The 11,788-nt window shown below is 55.5% G+C and carries 14 protein-coding genes; 10 read left to right on the top strand and 4 right to left on the bottom strand.

The features are described 5' to 3' along the window. Positions 1 to 114: 114 nt before the first annotated feature. Genes rpsA through QMG27_RS04025 form a run of 7 tightly spaced genes read left to right on the top strand, consistent with a single transcriptional unit; the run spans position 115 to position 5,867 of the window. Positions 115 to 1,812 carry a 30S ribosomal protein S1 gene (gene rpsA, locus QMG27_RS04055; protein WP_281813447.1) on the top strand — a complete coding sequence of 566 codons (1,698 nt, stop codon included), beginning with the start codon at positions 115 to 117 and terminating at the stop codon, positions 1,810 to 1,812. After that, positions 1,812 to 2,129, top strand: a complete 318-nt coding sequence (locus QMG27_RS04050) for an integration host factor subunit beta (RefSeq protein ID WP_281813446.1) — start codon at positions 1,812 to 1,814, stop codon at positions 2,127 to 2,129. The genes rpsA and QMG27_RS04050 overlap by 1 nt, the downstream gene beginning before the upstream one ends. Positions 2,130 to 2,174: 45 nt before the next feature. Beyond that, a complete protein-coding gene (locus QMG27_RS04045) occupies positions 2,175 to 2,462 on the top strand; it encodes a lipopolysaccharide assembly protein LapA domain-containing protein (RefSeq protein WP_281814518.1) in 288 nt (95 codons plus the stop codon). Beyond that, positions 2,452 to 3,603, top strand: coding sequence for a lipopolysaccharide assembly protein LapB (gene lapB / locus QMG27_RS04040; protein WP_281813445.1), 1,152 nt, complete (start codon positions 2,452 to 2,454; stop codon positions 3,601 to 3,603). Before QMG27_RS04045 ends, lapB begins: the two co-directional genes overlap by 11 nt. Then, complete coding sequence (gene rfaE1 / locus QMG27_RS04035; RefSeq protein WP_281813444.1) at positions 3,600 to 4,541, top strand: D-glycero-beta-D-manno-heptose-7-phosphate kinase; 942 nt, start codon at positions 3,600 to 3,602, stop codon at positions 4,539 to 4,541. The genes lapB and rfaE1 overlap by 4 nt, the downstream gene beginning before the upstream one ends. A gap of 18 nt (positions 4,542 to 4,559) precedes the next feature. Beyond that, complete coding sequence (gene rfaD / locus QMG27_RS04030) at positions 4,560 to 5,558, top strand: ADP-glyceromanno-heptose 6-epimerase (RefSeq protein WP_281813443.1); 999 nt, start codon at positions 4,560 to 4,562, stop codon at positions 5,556 to 5,558. 9 nt (positions 5,559 to 5,567) lie between these two features. Continuing rightward, complete coding sequence (locus tag QMG27_RS04025; RefSeq protein WP_281813442.1) at positions 5,568 to 5,867, top strand: helix-hairpin-helix domain-containing protein; 300 nt, start codon at positions 5,568 to 5,570, stop codon at positions 5,865 to 5,867. On the opposite strand, the gene QMG27_RS04020 is transcribed toward QMG27_RS04025, so the two are convergent. From QMG27_RS04020 to QMG27_RS04005, 4 genes are read right to left on the bottom strand one after another with little or no spacing between them, the layout of a single operon-like run. Beyond that, positions 5,836 to 6,051, bottom strand: coding sequence for an oxidoreductase-like domain-containing protein (locus QMG27_RS04020; RefSeq protein ID WP_348773629.1), 216 nt, complete (start codon positions 6,049 to 6,051; stop codon positions 5,836 to 5,838). The two genes, QMG27_RS04025 and QMG27_RS04020, sit on opposite strands and share 32 nt — an antisense overlap. Before the next feature lie 52 nt (positions 6,052 to 6,103). Then, a complete protein-coding gene (locus tag QMG27_RS04015; RefSeq protein WP_281814515.1) occupies positions 6,104 to 6,880 on the bottom strand; it encodes a substrate-binding domain-containing protein in 777 nt (258 codons plus the stop codon). A gap of 44 nt (positions 6,881 to 6,924) precedes the next feature. Then, positions 6,925 to 7,626: a phosphate ABC transporter ATP-binding protein gene (locus QMG27_RS04010; protein WP_281813440.1), complete on the bottom strand. Its 702-nt coding sequence runs from the start codon at positions 7,624 to 7,626 to the stop codon at positions 6,925 to 6,927. Beyond that, on the bottom strand, positions 7,623 to 8,360 hold the full coding sequence (locus tag QMG27_RS04005) for an ABC transporter permease (RefSeq protein ID WP_281813439.1): 738 nt from the start codon (positions 8,358 to 8,360) through the stop codon (positions 7,623 to 7,625). Before QMG27_RS04005 ends, QMG27_RS04010 begins: the two co-directional genes overlap by 4 nt. 63 nt (positions 8,361 to 8,423) lie before the next feature. Between QMG27_RS04005 and QMG27_RS04000 the strand changes: the two genes are divergently transcribed. From QMG27_RS04000 to QMG27_RS03990, 3 genes are all read left to right on the top strand, one after another. After that, positions 8,424 to 9,539: a substrate-binding domain-containing protein gene (locus tag QMG27_RS04000; RefSeq protein WP_281813438.1), complete on the top strand. Its 1,116-nt coding sequence runs from the start codon at positions 8,424 to 8,426 to the stop codon at positions 9,537 to 9,539. Between the two features lie 116 nt (positions 9,540 to 9,655). Continuing rightward, positions 9,656 to 10,195 (top strand): TRAP transporter small permease subunit, encoded by a 540-nt coding sequence (locus QMG27_RS03995; RefSeq protein WP_281813437.1) that lies wholly within the window; start codon positions 9,656 to 9,658, stop codon positions 10,193 to 10,195. 12 nt (positions 10,196 to 10,207) lie between these two features. Continuing rightward, on the top strand, positions 10,208 to 11,725 hold the full coding sequence (locus QMG27_RS03990) for a TRAP transporter large permease subunit (protein WP_281813436.1): 1,518 nt from the start codon (positions 10,208 to 10,210) through the stop codon (positions 11,723 to 11,725). Positions 11,726 to 11,788 lie beyond the last annotated feature (63 nt).

Here is an 11,788-nt window from a genome sequence, read left to right as displayed (position 1 = left end):
CGCTGCATGCGCACTGGCCTAACGGATCTACAACTTAACCGTGGCTCACGCCACACAACCACCGCTTATCGCAGGCCCATGTGGTGCAGTAATTGTGCTGCCCTCTTTCCCGTGATGAGACAAAGGAAATACATGTCTGAATCTTTTGCCGCCCTGTTTGAAGAGTCCCTGAAACGCGCCGAAATGCGCACAGGTGAAGTGATCACTGCTGAAGTGGTTCGCATTGAACACAACCACGTCGTCGTGAACGCTGGCCTCAAGTCTGAAGCTTATGTGCCAATCGAAGAATTCAAAAACGACCAGGGCGAGCTCGAAGTCCAAGCTGGTGACTTCGTTTCTGTTGCGATCAGTAGCGTTGAAAACGGCTACGGCGACACCATTTTGAGCCGCGACACTGCCAAGCGTTTGGCATCGTGGATGAGCTTGGAAAAAGCTCTGGAATCTGGCGAGTTTGTCACTGGCACGACCAGCGGCAAAGTCAAGGGTGGCTTGACCGTGTTGGTCAACGGCATCCGCGCCTTCTTGCCTGGTTCATTGATCGACACACGTCCGATCAAAGACTTGTCTCCCTACGAGAACAAGACCATGGAATTCAAGGTCATCAAACTCGACCGCAAGCGCAACAACGTCGTGTTGTCACGCCGCGCTGTGGTGGAAGCTTCGATGGGCGAAGAGCGCGCCAAGTTGATGGAGACTTTGAAAGAAGGCTCTATCGTCAACGGCGTGGTCAAGAACATCACCGAATACGGTGCATTCGTGGACTTGGGCGGCATCGACGGCTTGCTGCACATCACCGACATGGCATGGCGTCGTGTGCGTCACCCATCTGAGGTGGTTACTGCTGGTCAAGAAATCACGGCCAAGATCCTCAAGTTCGACACAGAGAAAAACCGCGTGTCCTTGGGCCTCAAGCAAATGGGCGACGATCCTTGGATGGGCGTCAACCGCCGCTACCCACAAAGCACTCGCTTGTTCGGCAAGATCACCAACATCGCCGACTACGGCGCGTTTGTGGAACTCGAGCCAGGCATCGAAGGCTTGGTGCACGTGTCTGAAATGGACTGGACCAACAAGAACGTGGCACCCTCCAAGATCGTGTCATTGGGCGACGAAGTCGAAGTCATGGTCCTCGAGATCGACGAAGACAAGCGCCGTATCAGCTTGGGCATGAAGCAATGCAAAGCCAACCCATGGCAAGACTTCGCTCAAAACACCAAGCGCGGTGACCGCGTGAAGGGCCCCATCAAATCGATCACCGACTTCGGCGTGTTCGTGGGCTTGGCCGCTGGCATCGACGGTTTGGTGCACTTGTCTGACCTGTCTTGGAACGAAACCGGCGAAAACGCTGTGCGCGAATTCAAGAAGGGCCAAGAAGTGGAAGCCATCGTGTTGGCCGTGGACGTTGAGCGCGAGCGCATCAGCTTGGGCATCAAACAACTCGACTCTGACCCCTTCACTACCTTCGTGTCGGTGAACGACAAGGGCCAAATCGTGACTGGTAAGGTCAAGTCTGTGGACGCCAAAGGCGCTGAAATCGACTTGGGCGAAGACATCGTGGGCTACTTGCGCGTGAGCGAAATTTCTCGTGACCGCGTGGAAGACGCCAGCCAAGTGTTGAAAGTCGGCGACGAAGTGACTGCTGTCGTGGTGAACGTGGATCGCAAGACCCGCAACATCCAGTTGTCCATCAAAGCCAAAGACGCTGCTGACCAACAAGAAGCCATGGCTTCCTTGTCTCAACAGTCCAAAGCCGAAAACGCTGGAACAACCAGCTTGGGTGCTTTGTTGCGCGCTAAGCTCGACAACAACTGATGACCCGCTCAGACTTGGTCGAAGAACTGGCTGCCCGTTTTGGGCAGCTCACGCACCGCGACGCCGAGTTCGCTGTCAAGACGCTTCTTGACGCGATGAGCGACGCGCTGGTGCGTGGCCACCGCATTGAGTTGCGGGGGTTTGGCAGTTTTTCGATCAACCGTCGCCCGCCTCGGATGGGGCGCAACCCGCGTTCCGGCGAAAGCGTTGCCATTCCTGAAAAACGTGTGCCTCATTTCAAGCCAGGCAAGGCCTTGCGCGAAGCGGTGGATGCACGCACCCAAGAATTGTTGGCGGGGTCTGAATCCAAAGGTTGAGTCTAAAATGGCCCTCGTCACAGAGGAGCCATCTTGAAAAACCTCATGTGGCTGCTTCAGTGGGTACTGAAGGCAGCCATTTTTTTTACCCTCTTCGCTTTTGCGCTGAATAACCAACACGATGCCGTGGTCCATTTCTTTTTTGGCACCACTTGGAGTGCACCGTTGGTTTTGGTGTTGCTGACTGTCTTCGTCATGGGCGTGGCAGTGGGCGTGGTTGGCATGGTGCCGCGCTGGTGGAAACACCGTCGATTGGCCCAACTAGCCAATACATCAGCCAAGCCTGAAGCAACAACCGCCTCCACAACTGCGGACTCGACACATGGAATTTGACCTCAGCTGGATTTTGCTGGGCTTGCCTGTGGCCTTCATCATGGGCTGGGTCGCCTCGCGCATGGACTTGCGCCAGCTGCGACTGGAGAACCGTCAAACCCCCAAGGCGTATTTCAAAGGTCTGAACCATTTGCTCAATGAGCAACAAGACCAAGCCATTGACGCCTTCATTGAGGCTGTACAGCACGACCCCGACACGTCTGAGCTTCATTTCGCGCTTGGCAATTTGTTTCGCCGCCGTGGCGAGTACGAGCGAGCCGTGCGTGTCCATCAACACTTGCTCTCACGCGGCGACTTGAGCCAAACCGACCGAGACCGCGCACAACACGCTCTTGCTTTGGACTATCTCAAAGCAGGCTTGCTTGACCGAGCCGAAGACGCGCTGAACAAGCTAGAAGGCACCGCCCACCAAGCACAAGCGCACTTGGCCTTGTTGAGCATTTACGAACGCTCACGCGATTGGGCCAAAGCCTCGGTCATCGCCAAAAAATTGGGCGACAGTGGTCAAGGCAGCTTTCAGGGGCGCTTGGCGCATTACCTGTGCGAAGAAGCTGAAAGCCTTGACGTGGCACAACAAGCCGACCAAATCGTGGCTTTGCTCAAGCAAGCAACTGAGGCTGCCCCCCACAACGCACGTTCGCGCATCGCACTGGCTAAGACGTATGAGCAAACTGGCCGTGCTGGTGAGGCCTATGCCACGCTAGAAAACTTGGCGACGCAAGTACCCGCTTCGCTACCCTTGCTCGCTCCTAAGCTTGCGGCCTTGGCGCAAACTTTGAACTGTGTGCCGAAAACCATGGCTTTGCTCGAAACCAGCTATGCAAAAACTGCATCGCTTGATGTCCTCAACGCCATCGTCACTTTGCGCAAATCACAGGGTGAGACAAACACCAGCGGCTTGTTTGCCAAGCACTTAGAGCGCGAGCCTTCGTTGGTCGCTGCCACACAGTGGATTGCCAACGAGAAGTTTGAGCACGAAGAATTTCACCCGCAAGTGCAGCGCGCCCTCGAACGCGCCGCCAAACCCTTGCAACGCTACCGATGTGCCGCGTGTGGTTTTGAAGCCAGCCAGCACTTTTGGCAATGCCCAGGCTGCCAAGCTTGGGACAGCTACCCCGCCCGTCGCGTGGAAGAACTATGACACTCAGTACCCCAGTCACTAAAGAACAACTCAAACAAGCCCATGTCTTGGTCGTCGGCGATGTGATGCTCGACCGCTATTGGTATGGCGCAGTAGACCGCATCAGCCCCGAAGCACCCGTGCCTGTGGTGCGTATCACGCGCGAAGAAAACCGTTTGGGTGGATGCGCCAACGTGGCCTATAACGTGGTGAGCTTAGGCGCACATTCATCGCTGCTGTCAGTCGTCGGCGACGACGAAGCCAGCCACTTGCTAGAAGACTTAGTGGCCAAAACGGGCATTGCCCCCCACTTGGGCCGTGACAGCCAACTCAAAACCACGGTCAAGCTGCGCGTGATTGGCCGCCAGCAACAGTTGTTGCGTGTGGACTTTGAGAACACGCCGCAAAACGAGGTACTGGCCTCGCAAACCGACCAATTCATGCAACTGTTACCAGCCCACAAAGTGGTGCTGTTCTCTGACTACGGCAAAGGCGGTTTGGCCCATGTATCGCAAATGATTGCGGCAGCGCGTGCAGCAGGCAAAGCCGTGTTGATTGATCCCAAGGGCAGTGATTACTCGCGCTACGCGGGCGCGACTTGCATCACACCTAACCGTGCTGAACTCGAACAAGTCATCGGCAAATGGCACACCGAAGCTGAGCTGGTACAAAAAGCCCATGCGCTGCGCCAAGAGCTCAAGCTCGACGCCCTGCTGCTCACCCGTAGCGAAGAAGGCATGACCCTGTTTGATGCGCAAGGTGAATTGAGCGTATCCGCGCAAGCTCGCGAAGTGTTTGACGTCACAGGTGCGGGTGACACCGTGATTGCAACCTTGGCCACGTTGGTCGCTGCGGGCTTGAGCCTGCGCGATGCCATGCCTTTGGCCAACAAAGCAGGTGGCGTGGTGGTGGGTAAGTTTGGTACGGCCACCGTCAGCTACGAAGAGTTGATGGCTTAAGCTGTCTCTGGAGAAATTATGAAAATCGTCGTCACAGGCGCCGCAGGATTTATCGGCAGCAACATCATCAAGGGCTTGAACGCTCGCGGCATCACCAACATCATCGCGGTAGATGACCTGACGGAGGGCGACAAGTTTCGCAACATCGCCGATTTGAAGATCGCCGACTACCTCGACAAGGACGTGTTCTATGAACTCTTTGCCGAAAACGCGTTTGGCAAAGTCGAAGCCGTGTTCCACGAAGGCGCTTGCAGCGACACCATGGAGAGCGATGGCAAGTACATGATGGACAACAACTACACGCTCTCGTGTGGTTTGTTCAACGCCTGCCAGCAAAGCGGCACGCGTTTGCTCTACGCTTCATCTGCGGCTACTTACGGCGGCAGCGACACCTTTGTAGAAACACCCGAGTACGAGCTGCCACTCAATGTGTACGGCTACTCCAAATTGTTGTTTGACCAACGCATGCGCTTGGAGTGCAACAACAACTTCAAGAAGTTCAAGCGCCAAGTGGTGGGCTTTCGCTACTTCAACGTGTACGGCCCACGCGAGCAACACAAAGGTCGCATGGCCAGCGTAGCGTTTCACCAATTCAACCAATTCAACGCCGAAGGCAAAGTGAAGTTGTTTGGTGAATACGGCGGCTACGCCCAAGGCGCGCAAATGCGTGACTTCGTCTTCATCGACGACGTGGTGGCCGTGAACCTGTGGTTCTTGGACAACCCAGACAAGTCGGGCATCTTCAACCTCGGCTCAGGCCGCGCACAACCCTTCAACGATGTGGCCTTGTCGGTGGTCAACGCGATGCGCGCAAAAAAAGGCGAAGCCGCTCTTGATTTGGCAGGTGCTGCCAAAGCAGGTTTGATCGAATACGTGCCCTTCCCCGATGCGTTGCGTGGCAAATACCAGTGCTACACGCAAGCCGACTTGACCAATCTACGCGCCAGCGGTTGCGATCATCAGTTTGCCGATGTGCAAAGTGGTGTCACGCAATACATGGCCACTTTGAGCAAATAAGTCGCGCCCATGAACCGTGGCGCACGGTCCTTATTCACGCGCGGTGTCTTAGGCGGCGCGATGGCGCTGATGCTCTGTCACACAGCCTTGGCGCTAGACATCAACCAAGCCAACGAAGCGGAGTTAGACAGCGTCAAGGGCATGGGGCCATCGCTGACCGCCAAGGTGCTCAAAGCTCGGGCACACGGACCTTTCAAAGACTGGTCTGATTTGATGCAACGCGTCTCAGGCATTCGCCGCAACAAAGCTCAGCAGTTTTCAGCGCAAGGCCTAACGGTCAACGGTCAGCCGCTTGAGTCAACGCCATAAACGCGTCTTCGCGCCAAAACATAGCTGCGGCAAAAAAACCCTCCCAGACACAACCATTGCAGCCGCGTCCGCAACAACTCGTTGGCTCTGGGGGTGGGGTGCGCAGACTCACACCGCATTCAGCGGCATACGCCTGCACACTGGCAAAAAAAGCCTGCGCACTCGGGCCATCGCTAAGCGGCATCTGGGCTAAGGATTCGAGACTCATGCCTGAATCCTAGCTGCAAGACTTAGGTTTATTTGTTGGCGTTGGCAAAGAACAGCTGTTCGCCGCCAATCTTGTAGCCATTGATCGAGGCTTGGCCTGCAGGCGAAACGACCCAATCCACAAACTTCTGCGCCAAATCAGCTTTGACGTGGCTGTGCTTGGCAGGGTTGACCACCATCACACCGTATTGGTTGAACAAGCGGTTGTCCCCCTCCACCAACACCTGCAGATCTTGGCGATTTTTGAAGTTCAACCAAGTACCACGATCGGTCAATGCGTAAGCACCTGTGGAGGATGCAATGTTCAATGCGGGGCCCATGCCACAACCGCATTCTTTGTAACCTGCACCTTTATTCTCTAAACCCGCTTGTTTCCAGTAGCGCAGCTCCGCCGCGTGGGTGCCGCTCTTGTCACCGCGAGAAACAAAACCGGCTTGTGTGTTAGCCACTTTTTGCAAAGCAGACACGATGTCTTTGCCACGAACTTTGGCGGGATCGTTGGCAGGGCCAACCAACACAAAGTCGTTGTACATCACGGGGTATCGCTTCACGCCGAAACCCTCGGCCACAAATTTTTCTTCAGCCGCTTGGTCATGCACAAACAGCACATCGGCATCTCCTCGGCGCCCCGTGTCCAACGCTTGGCCTGTGCCCAACGCCACCACCTTGATGTCGATGCCTGAGGCTTGTTTGAACGCGGGCAACAAATGCGCAAACAAACCCGATTGCTCGGTAGAAGTCGTCGATGCCATCACGATGCTCGGGGATTGCGCTTGAGCAGCACTGCTGCCCAAAACCAAGGCCATGGCTAAGCAACCAGCCAACGAAAACAAATGTGTGCGACGTGTTGTCATCCCAACTCTCCTTTTAAAAACAAATGGGCCTCAGGGTGGCTCTCACTCAGAGGTCGATTGAAAAACTCATCCACGGGCAAATCAGCCAGAATTCGCCCCGCTTCCAAATACACCACACGCGTGGCCAAACGTTTGACTTGGCCTAAGTTGTGGCTGCTGAAAATCAAGCTCACATCAGAAGCGTCGACCCACTCACGCAACAAGCGCTCGACCTCGCGCTTGGCATGCGGGTCAAGACTGGATGTTGGTTCATCGAGCAACACAAAATTAGGCTGCAAGGCCCAAGCACGGGCCAACGCGAGGCGCTGTTGTTGACCACCAGACAAAGTACGCGCCGAACGCTGGGCCATGTCTTGTAGACCCACACGTTCGAGAGCCTGCAGAGCAAGACCGTGCGCCTCTTGCCAAGATGTGCCTTGCAACCACAAGCCCCACACGACAAATCGCAGCACACTGGTGCGCAGCATATGGGGACGCTGAAACACCATGGCTTGCCTCATGTGTGGCGCTGGCATCACTTGCCCCCCCGACACCTTGAGTAAGCCATGCGCGACGCGCAATAGTGTGCTTTTGCCGCTGCCATTGGCACCGACCAAGGCCACACGTTCACCTGCATGCATTTGCAAATTCACCTGTTGCAACGCCAAGTGCGTGTTGAACTGCACCGACACATCGCGCAACTGCAACACCGGACTCACGCCAACACCCCTTGCACAGGATCCGCCCCGACACCATCGATTCGCTGACGCCAGCGTCGCAGCAACGATATACCCACATTGAGCAGCAGCACCACACTCATGAGCACCATGCCCAACGCCAAAGCAAGGGGCAAATCACCCTTGCTGGTCTCTAGTGCAATGGCCGTTGTCATGACGCGTGTGAACCCTTCGATGTTCCCGCCCACCACCATCACAGCGCCGACCTCTGAGATGGCGCGGCCAAACGCTGCAATCAACACGGTGAGCAAGGCATAACGCTCATCCCAAGCAAGCAACACACTGCGCAACCAAGGCTGGGCGCCTAACGATTGCAGCTGCTCGCCATGGCTGCGTTCTGCGTCCTCCACGCATTGACGTGTCAGCGCTGTGACCACTGGCAAGACCAACACGGTTTGCGCAAGCACCATCGCTTTGAGGCTGAACAACCAACCCAAATGCCCCAAAGGCCCCGTACGCGACAGCAACAAATACACCAACAAGCCCACCACGACTGAGGGCAAGGCTAGCAAGGTGTTGAGCACCGTCAGCAGCGCATCGCGTCCGCGAAACCTTGCCACACCCAACCATGCGCCTAGCACCACACCCAGACTGCACGCCATCACAGTGGCCAACAAGCTCACCCATAAAGAGCGTCCCACAATGGACCACAGCAAGGGGTCAAGGTCGGTCAGAAGCTGGAGCGCGATCAGCGCGGTGTCGGTCAAGGTGGTCATAAAAAACAATCAAAACTTCAGTTATCGTACTGGCCTACGCAATACCCCAACATATGTAACGCCGTGCATAGCGTCCGTCTTCACTACACCCTCAGCCACCGAACTGATGCCGAACCCAACGGCGACACAGCCTTGCTTCGCCATCCTTTGATGGATCTGCTGCAAGCCGTGGCACAAAAAGGCTCTATTTCAGCCGCCGCACGTCAGCTCAATTTGTCGTACCGACATGTGTGGGGCGAGCTCAAACGCTGGGAAGACGTGCTGGGCCACGACCTGATCATTTGGGAAAAAGGTCAGTCCGCCAAACTCACCGAATTCGGCGACAAGCTCATGTGGGCTGAACGCCAAACCCAAGCGCGCCTGGCCCCTCAGCTAGAAGCCCTGCGCGCAGATTTGGAGCGCACGTTTGCTGTGGCCTTTGACCCAGAGGCCCATGTGCTCACTTTGTATGCCAGCCACGATGACGCTTTGCCACGTTTAAGGGAACATGCTGCCACGGAAGGTTTGCATCTGGACATTCGTTTTTGCGGTAGCGTCGACGCCATTCGCGCCCTTAACGAAGGACGTTGTACGTTGGCTGGGTTTCACACACAGAGTGCCCCATCCGTCAACTCTCACACAGCCCTTGCCTACCAACACTTATTGCAACCCGGCTTGCACAAAATCATTGGCTTTGCCACACGCAAGCAAGGCCTGATCACCGCTGCAGGCAACCCATTGAAGCTGCACAGCCTCGCCGATGTAGCACGCACCCAAGCTCGTTTCGTTCAACGCTCCCAGGGCACAGGGACACGGGTTTTGTTAGAGGATTTGCTTAAACAAGACAACCTTGGCCCGCAAAACCTCAACAACTGGCCCGATGAAGAACCCTCACACACCGCACTGGCAGAATCTATTGCCTCTGGGCGCTGCGATGTCGGCTTGGGCATAGAAAGTACCGCCCAAGCACGCGGTCTTGGTTTTGTGCCTTTGGTTGAAGAACAGTTTCATTTGGTTTGCCTCAAATCCGAACTCGACAGTCCGGCCACCCAAGCATTGCGAGATCTGCTTCAAACAGCTGCATGGCAAGACACCGTCAAAACCCTCGCAGGCTATGCCCCGAAAAACTGCGGGAAAGTTCAGTCGCTTCGTGAGGAACTGCCTTGGTGGACGTTCGCACGCGGCAAAAGAACTGGTTAATACCCTGTGACAGCTTGAAATTAGTTCAAATCGACATTGAAATCTTCATCTGAATTCGCTCAGACCATGGGTTTGTCTTGGTACGATCCATGGTTGGCAAAAAATGGAGGCACGCAGTGTCAAAACTTCTTAAATTTGCATTAGGCGTTGATCGCATCAGTGAGCAATTTGGCCACGTTGCAGCATTCGGCGTATTGGCCGCTGCCGTGATCTCGGCAGGCAATGCATTCATCCGATACGGCTTTGACGTCAGCTCCAACGGCTGGCTCGAAATTCAGTGGTACCTGTTCGCAGCAACCGTGATGCTGGGCGCCCCCTTGGTGCTCAAACTCAACGAGCACGTGCGCGTAGATTTGTTCTACGGCAAGCTCAAAGACAAAGGCCCTGTCTATGTCGACTTGTTTGGCTTGGTCCTGTTCTTGTTGCCCGTGATGGCCATGTTGACTTGGTTGAGCTTTCCGCTCTTCGTCAAGATGTATGTGACCAACGAAATGTCAAGCAATGCAGGCGGTTTGATTCGCTGGCCTGCCATGCTTCTCCTCCCCTTGGGCTTTGGCTGGATGTTCCTGCAAGGTTTGAGCGAAATCATCAAGCGCGTGGCTTACTTGCAAGGCAAGTATGAAATGGACACGCACTACGAAAAGCCAGTGCAATAAGGACTCACGATCATGCAAATGGAAAACTTCGCACCCATCATGTTCGGCGGCCTTGTGCTGACGATGCTGATTGGTTTCCCCGTCGCGTTCTCGCTGGCGTTTTTGGGCTTGGCTTGTGGCCTCTTCGCCATCAGCATGGACTGGTTCCCCGTGAGCTTCATGTCCAACTTGCCCCTGAACATTTTTGGCATTCTCAGCAACGATTTGTTGCTGGCCATTCCCTTCTTCACCTTCATGGGTGCCATTCTTGAAAAGTGTGGCCTCGCTGAAGACATGCTCGACTCCATGGGACAACTCTTTGGCACCGTGCGTGGCGGTTTGGGGTATTCAGTCATCATCGTGGGCTTCATCTTGGGCGCCATCACCGGTACGGTGGCTGGCCAAGTGATTGCCATGGCTTTGATTTCATTGCCCGTGATGATTCGCTACGGCTACAACATGCGCTACGCCACTGGCGTGTTGGCAGCGTCAGGCACCATCACCCAGCTCGTACCACCATCCCTCGTGTTGGTGGTGATGGCTGACCAGCTCGGCCGTTCTGTGGGTGACATGTACAAAGGCGCATGGGGCCCCTCCATGTTGCAAGTGGCCATCTTCGCGCTCTACACCTTTGCGCTGGGTTTGATCAAACCTGACCACGTGCCAGGCATTCCCAAAGAAGCACGCACCGCGGACGGTTTCCACCTGTGGATGAAGTGCTTGCGCGGCATCATCCCTTCAGCCTTCTTGATCTTCGCGGTCTTGGGCTCGATGGGCGGCTTGCCCGGCATCAACACCGCCATTGCCACCCCCACCGAGGCGGGTGCGATGGGTTGCGTGGGCGCTTTGATCTTGGCTGCCATGCACAATCGCTTGGACAAAGCCCTGATTTGGGAAGCCATGCACAGCACCATGCGCCTCACCGCCATGGTGGTGTTCATCTTGATCGGCTCACGCGTGTTCTCGATGGTGTTCCAAGGCGTGGACGGCGCGAAGTGGGTGGAGCACTTGCTCACCGGCTTGCCTGGCGGCCAAGTGGGCTTCCTCGTGGTGGTGAACATCTTCATCTTCTTCTTGGCGTTCTTCTTAGACTTCTTTGAAATCGCCTTCATCATCTTGCCCATGCTCGGCCCCGTTGCTGACAAGATGGGCATCGACATGGTGTGGTTCGGTGTGCTGCTGTGCGTGAACATGCAAACGAGCTTCATGCATCCGCCCTTCGGCTTTGCGCTGTTCTACTTGCGCGGTATTGCCGACACCTTGTTCAAAGAAGGCCGTATCGAGAAACCCGTCAAGTCCAACGACATCTACATGGGAGCCATTCCATGGGTCATCATGCAATTGGTGTTGGTCGTGATCGTGATCTTCGTGCCCGAGACCGTCACCATGTTCTTGGACAAAGAAGAAAAAGTGGACATAGACAGTGTGGTCATCGAGATGCCTACCGAACAAGAAACCCCTGAGGCAGAGCTCAAACTCGAAGGCTCCAAACCTGCTGGCGAAAGTGCCGCAGAAGAACAAAAACGCATGGAAGACTTGTTCAAAAAATAAGCACCTTCTAACGACCAGCCCCTCCGGTACGCCCGAGGGGCTTTTTCTTGCCAGTCAATTGCC

The sequence above is a fragment of the Limnohabitans sp. MORI2 genome (genome assembly GCF_027925025.1).
In the GTDB taxonomy this organism is placed as follows: Bacteria; Pseudomonadota; Gammaproteobacteria; order Burkholderiales; family Burkholderiaceae_C; genus Limnohabitans.
The sequence above is the reverse complement of the archived record's forward strand: the minus strand, read 5'-3'. Positions and strand labels throughout refer to the sequence as shown.

Excerpts from the sequence above, each read along its gene's own strand:
- rpsA (WP_281813447.1), top strand. The coding sequence starts at position 115 with ATGAGACAAAGGAAATACATGTCTGAATCTTTTGCCGCCCTGTTTGAA.
- QMG27_RS04050 (WP_281813446.1), top strand. The coding sequence starts at position 1,812 with ATGACCCGCTCAGACTTGGTCGAAGAACTGGCTGCCCGTTTTGGGCAG.
- QMG27_RS04045 (WP_281814518.1), top strand. The coding sequence starts at position 2,175 with ATGTGGCTGCTTCAGTGGGTACTGAAGGCAGCCATTTTTTTTACCCTC.
- lapB (WP_281813445.1), top strand. The coding sequence starts at position 2,452 with ATGGAATTTGACCTCAGCTGGATTTTGCTGGGCTTGCCTGTGGCCTTC.
- rfaE1 (WP_281813444.1), top strand. The coding sequence starts at position 3,600 with ATGACACTCAGTACCCCAGTCACTAAAGAACAACTCAAACAAGCCCAT.
- rfaD (WP_281813443.1), top strand. The coding sequence starts at position 4,560 with ATGAAAATCGTCGTCACAGGCGCCGCAGGATTTATCGGCAGCAACATC.
- QMG27_RS04025 (WP_281813442.1), top strand. The coding sequence starts at position 5,568 with ATGAACCGTGGCGCACGGTCCTTATTCACGCGCGGTGTCTTAGGCGGC.
- QMG27_RS04020 (WP_348773629.1), bottom strand. The coding sequence starts at position 6,051 with ATGCCGCTTAGCGATGGCCCGAGTGCGCAGGCTTTTTTTGCCAGTGTG.
- QMG27_RS04015 (WP_281814515.1), bottom strand. The coding sequence starts at position 6,880 with ATGGCCTTGGTTTTGGGCAGCAGTGCTGCTCAAGCGCAATCCCCGAGC.
- QMG27_RS04005 (WP_281813439.1), bottom strand. The coding sequence starts at position 8,360 with ATGACCACCTTGACCGACACCGCGCTGATCGCGCTCCAGCTTCTGACC.
- QMG27_RS03990 (WP_281813436.1), top strand. The coding sequence starts at position 10,208 with ATGCAAATGGAAAACTTCGCACCCATCATGTTCGGCGGCCTTGTGCTG.